This window comes from Sulfurovum sp., from assembly GCF_036568385.1.
GTDB lineage: Bacteria > Campylobacterota > Campylobacteria > Campylobacterales > Sulfurovaceae > Sulfurovum.
The window spans coordinates 1-3309 of the sequence record NZ_DATCSP010000075.1 but is presented as its reverse complement, the minus strand read 5'-3'; the positions used below and the strand labels follow the sequence as shown (position 1 = coordinate 3309).

Here is a 3309-nt window from a genome sequence, read left to right as displayed (position 1 = left end):
CGACCCGTAGGTCGCAGCGATCGCGATCGCATTATAGTTATCCAGTTTGATACGTAAAATAAAATAGCTATAAATCGGCACGATGATCGCCATCAGAACGGCCAGGGAAAGCGCTGTAAAGATATAGGTATTCAACCCGCTGTGGGAGAGTTCATAGCCTCCGTGAAGCCCGATCGCTATCAAAAGGTAGAGTGAAAATAGTTTGGGCAGCGGCTGCGGAATGGAGAGGTCTGATTTGAAAAAAACAGCCAGCATACCCAGCAGAAAGAATAATATCGGTGGATTTAGAATGTTTTGAAGAATGAGATCTATGTTCATTTTATGTCTCCTAAAGATTTTATGGCAGATACTGCACCCTATGGGTGCAGTACGCAGTTGCTTGACGTGATGGCAGTTCCTTCCCCCTCTATTTTAGTGAGGAGTGAGAGATTGGTTACTCACCCTGTCCCAAAGAGTAAGCACGCTCACCATCTTCGAAGGCATAAAGATTTTCGGTTTTGATCACTTCAATCCCTGCATCAGAAATTCTGTTCATCATGTCTGTGATGTCACCATTTTTGATTACATCACCTTGGTTTTTCGCGTAGAAACGACATCTCCAGTGATCTGTAAGGAAAGTTTCCGGATGCCCGCTTGGATAGACTTTTTGACCACGGTTAGAGATCATTTTAAGTGCTATGTTCGTTCCTTCAGTAAGCTCAACCAGCTTATCACCGATCGTATTTGCATCACAGTCGTCTCTAGTAAAGATATCACAACCGATAAGATTCATTTTTGTGTTTCTTACATTGGTCAGTTCAGGTTTCTTGATCTTGATCGCTTTGTCATATTTTACAGGTGCCAGTGTGGATGGCTTTTGACCAAGTCTTTCGATCACGGCATCAGCAAACTCTTTTGTTCCCACTTCTGTATACGCTTTACCTGCAGCTTTAAGTTTTCTGGCAAGGTCATACGTTACGATACCGTCTTCGATCGTTTTAAGCCAAGCATTGTGCACTTTTTCTGCCACTTCCGGCTGACCAACCTGTACCATCATCATGACACCTGAAAGAAGAAGTCCTGACGGGTTCGCTTTATTTTGACCAGCGTGACGTGGCGCAGAACCGTGGATCGCTTCATACATTGCAATATCATCACCAACGTTAGCACCCGGTGCAATACCTACTGAACCGGTCATAAGTCCAAGAACATCCGTTGCAACATCCCCATAAAGGTTAGGCATAAGCACCATATCGAACTCTTCAGGAGCATCTACAAGTTTAGCCATACCGATATCGATGATCCAGTCATCCGCTTGAATTTCAGGGTATTTTTTAGCTGTTTCATAGAATACTTTTACAAAAAGACCATCTGTGATCTTCATGATGTTGTCTTTGATCATACAAGTGATTCTTTTTCTGCCATAGGCTTTTGCATACTCAAATGCATATTGACATATTTTTTCACAACCCGGTCTTGTAATGATCTTTAGACACTGCGTTACTTCCGGAGTTTGCTGATGCTCGATTCCTGCATAGAGGTCTTCTTCATTTTCACGAATCGTAACCACATTCATACCCGGGAATTTTGAAGGTACAAACGGGTCATACGCGATGGCCGGACGAACGTTTGCGTAAAGACCTAAAGTCTTACGGATAGTAACGTTCAAACTTTTGTATCCACCACCTTGAGGTGTTGTGATAGGTGCCTTAAAAAGTACTTTGTTTTTCTTGATAGAATCCCAAGCTTCTTGACCGATACCGGAAGTATTACCAGAAAGATACACTTGTTCACCCACATCAATATGCTCCCATTCTACATCAGCACCCGCTGCATCAAGTACTCTGATACTTGCATCCATGATCTCAGGGCCGATTCCGTCACCTCTTGCAACTGTAATTGTTTGCTTTGCCATTTTTATTCCTTTTATGATAATTAAATATACACGCTCCTAGAAACTGCATCTTTGCAGCTTCCACCTCAATCTAATGCTTCTAGATTTTCCTGAACCAATTTTTCCCATCAGAAAAATTTCGAGCATTATAATGAATTTGCAGGATCAAACTCTTTACCAATATTGCTGCTTTAATTATCTTTTTTTATTTTATAAGTTATCCATTTTTAAGAAAATATTTATCTTAAATTTGTATGATTATGTTATGAAACAAGAAACGTTAGATAAAAAAAGAAAAATATCCAATGACCTGATGTTCTACTTCTATAAGCATATAGATACCGAGATCAACATCGATGAGCTTGCCGATCAGTTCAAGATCAATAAATTTTATATGCATCAGATCTTTAAAGAAGTGTTTGGACGTAATATTTATGAAAGCATTAAATCCATTCGTCTTCAAAAGGCCTCTAATCTTTTGTTGACCAATAAATACTCCACGATCTCTAAAATAGCCAATGAGTGTGGCTACAGTTCCCAAACCTCTTTCATCCGTGCATTTAAAGAGCGTTTTTCCATGACACCGAACAAGTGGAGAAAAGGCGGCTATAAGCTGTATTCACAAAACATACTCTTGCAATCACCAAAGGCACAGGCTTCCACGGCCAGTTTTGAGCGAATCCAGCCTGAGATCGTCAAGATGCCGCAGCAGAGCGCCTATTATATCCGCCACAGAGGCTATGGGTACGACAAATCAAAACTCACATGGCAAAAAATTCAAACATGGATCTACCAGAATGAGTTAACGGACTATACAGAAATGTCTCTTTTCCACGACAATCCAACCATCACACCCCTGGAAGAGTGTCATTATGTCGCATGCATAGTACCGAATGAAGAAAAAGAGTTAGAAGAGCAGCGTTTGCCAAAGTTCAATATCTCAGGGGGTGTCTATGCCAAGTTTGATTTTGAAGGGAAAAGAGGGGACCTGCTGAAGTTCATCCACTGGGTCTATCACGAGTGGCTGCCCAAAAGCGAGTATCAGACCACCACCAAACCACCGTATGCGATCTATCACAAGAACCATTATCTTAATGAAGATCAGGAATTTTCGATCAGTTTTTATTTGTCGATCAAGTTTTAGGCCTGGCTTGCGTTACATTGACACACGTACAAAGGCAGATGCAGGTGCGGTATAGGGAGAGGTAAAGACCTCTAAAAAATATTGTAAAAAATCTTCAGAAAGAGTCTCTTAAGGTTATCGTCACCTCTTTAGATTTAACAACACTTGGGCATCGCTGACGATGCATTTACCGCCATATTTGTTGATAAAAGACCTGATCTTCTCTATCATCTTTGCGAACTTCTCCTCTTCGCACACGGTAAATATATAACTGTTGCTAAGGAGATCGTTCGCTTCATCTGCCGTTTTCAGT

3 protein-coding genes are annotated in these 3309 nt (G+C 41.1%); 1 reads left to right on the top strand and 2 read right to left on the bottom strand.

Annotated features, from left to right (window positions below; translation table 11 throughout):
• Together VIM88_RS07820 and VIM88_RS07815 are read right to left on the bottom strand one after the other, a co-directional pair.
• Nucleotides 1–318: sodium-dependent bicarbonate transport family permease (locus VIM88_RS07820; protein ID WP_331862287.1), on the bottom strand; the 318-nt coding region annotated here is incomplete at its 3' end.
• Nucleotides 319–433: 115 nt separating this feature from the next.
• Nucleotides 434–1894: an NADP-dependent isocitrate dehydrogenase gene (locus tag VIM88_RS07815; RefSeq protein WP_331862334.1), complete on the bottom strand. Its 1461-nt coding sequence runs from the start codon at nt 1892–1894 to the stop codon at nt 434–436.
• A 244-nt stretch (nt 1895–2138) separates the two neighbouring features.
• Here VIM88_RS07815 and VIM88_RS07810 point away from each other — a divergent pair, with 244 nt between their 5' ends.
• On the top strand, nt 2139–3017 hold the full coding sequence (locus VIM88_RS07810) for an AraC family transcriptional regulator (protein ID WP_331862333.1): 879 nt from the start codon (nt 2139–2141) through the stop codon (nt 3015–3017).
• The last annotated feature ends 292 nt before the right edge of the window (nt 3018–3309 follow it).

Coding starts and splice junctions, on each gene's coding strand:
- VIM88_RS07810 (WP_331862333.1), top strand. CDS start 2,139: ATGAAACAAGAAACGTTAGATAAAAAAAGAAAAATATCCAATGACCTG.
- VIM88_RS07815 (WP_331862334.1), bottom strand. CDS start 1,894: ATGGCAAAGCAAACAATTACAGTTGCAAGAGGTGACGGAATCGGCCCT.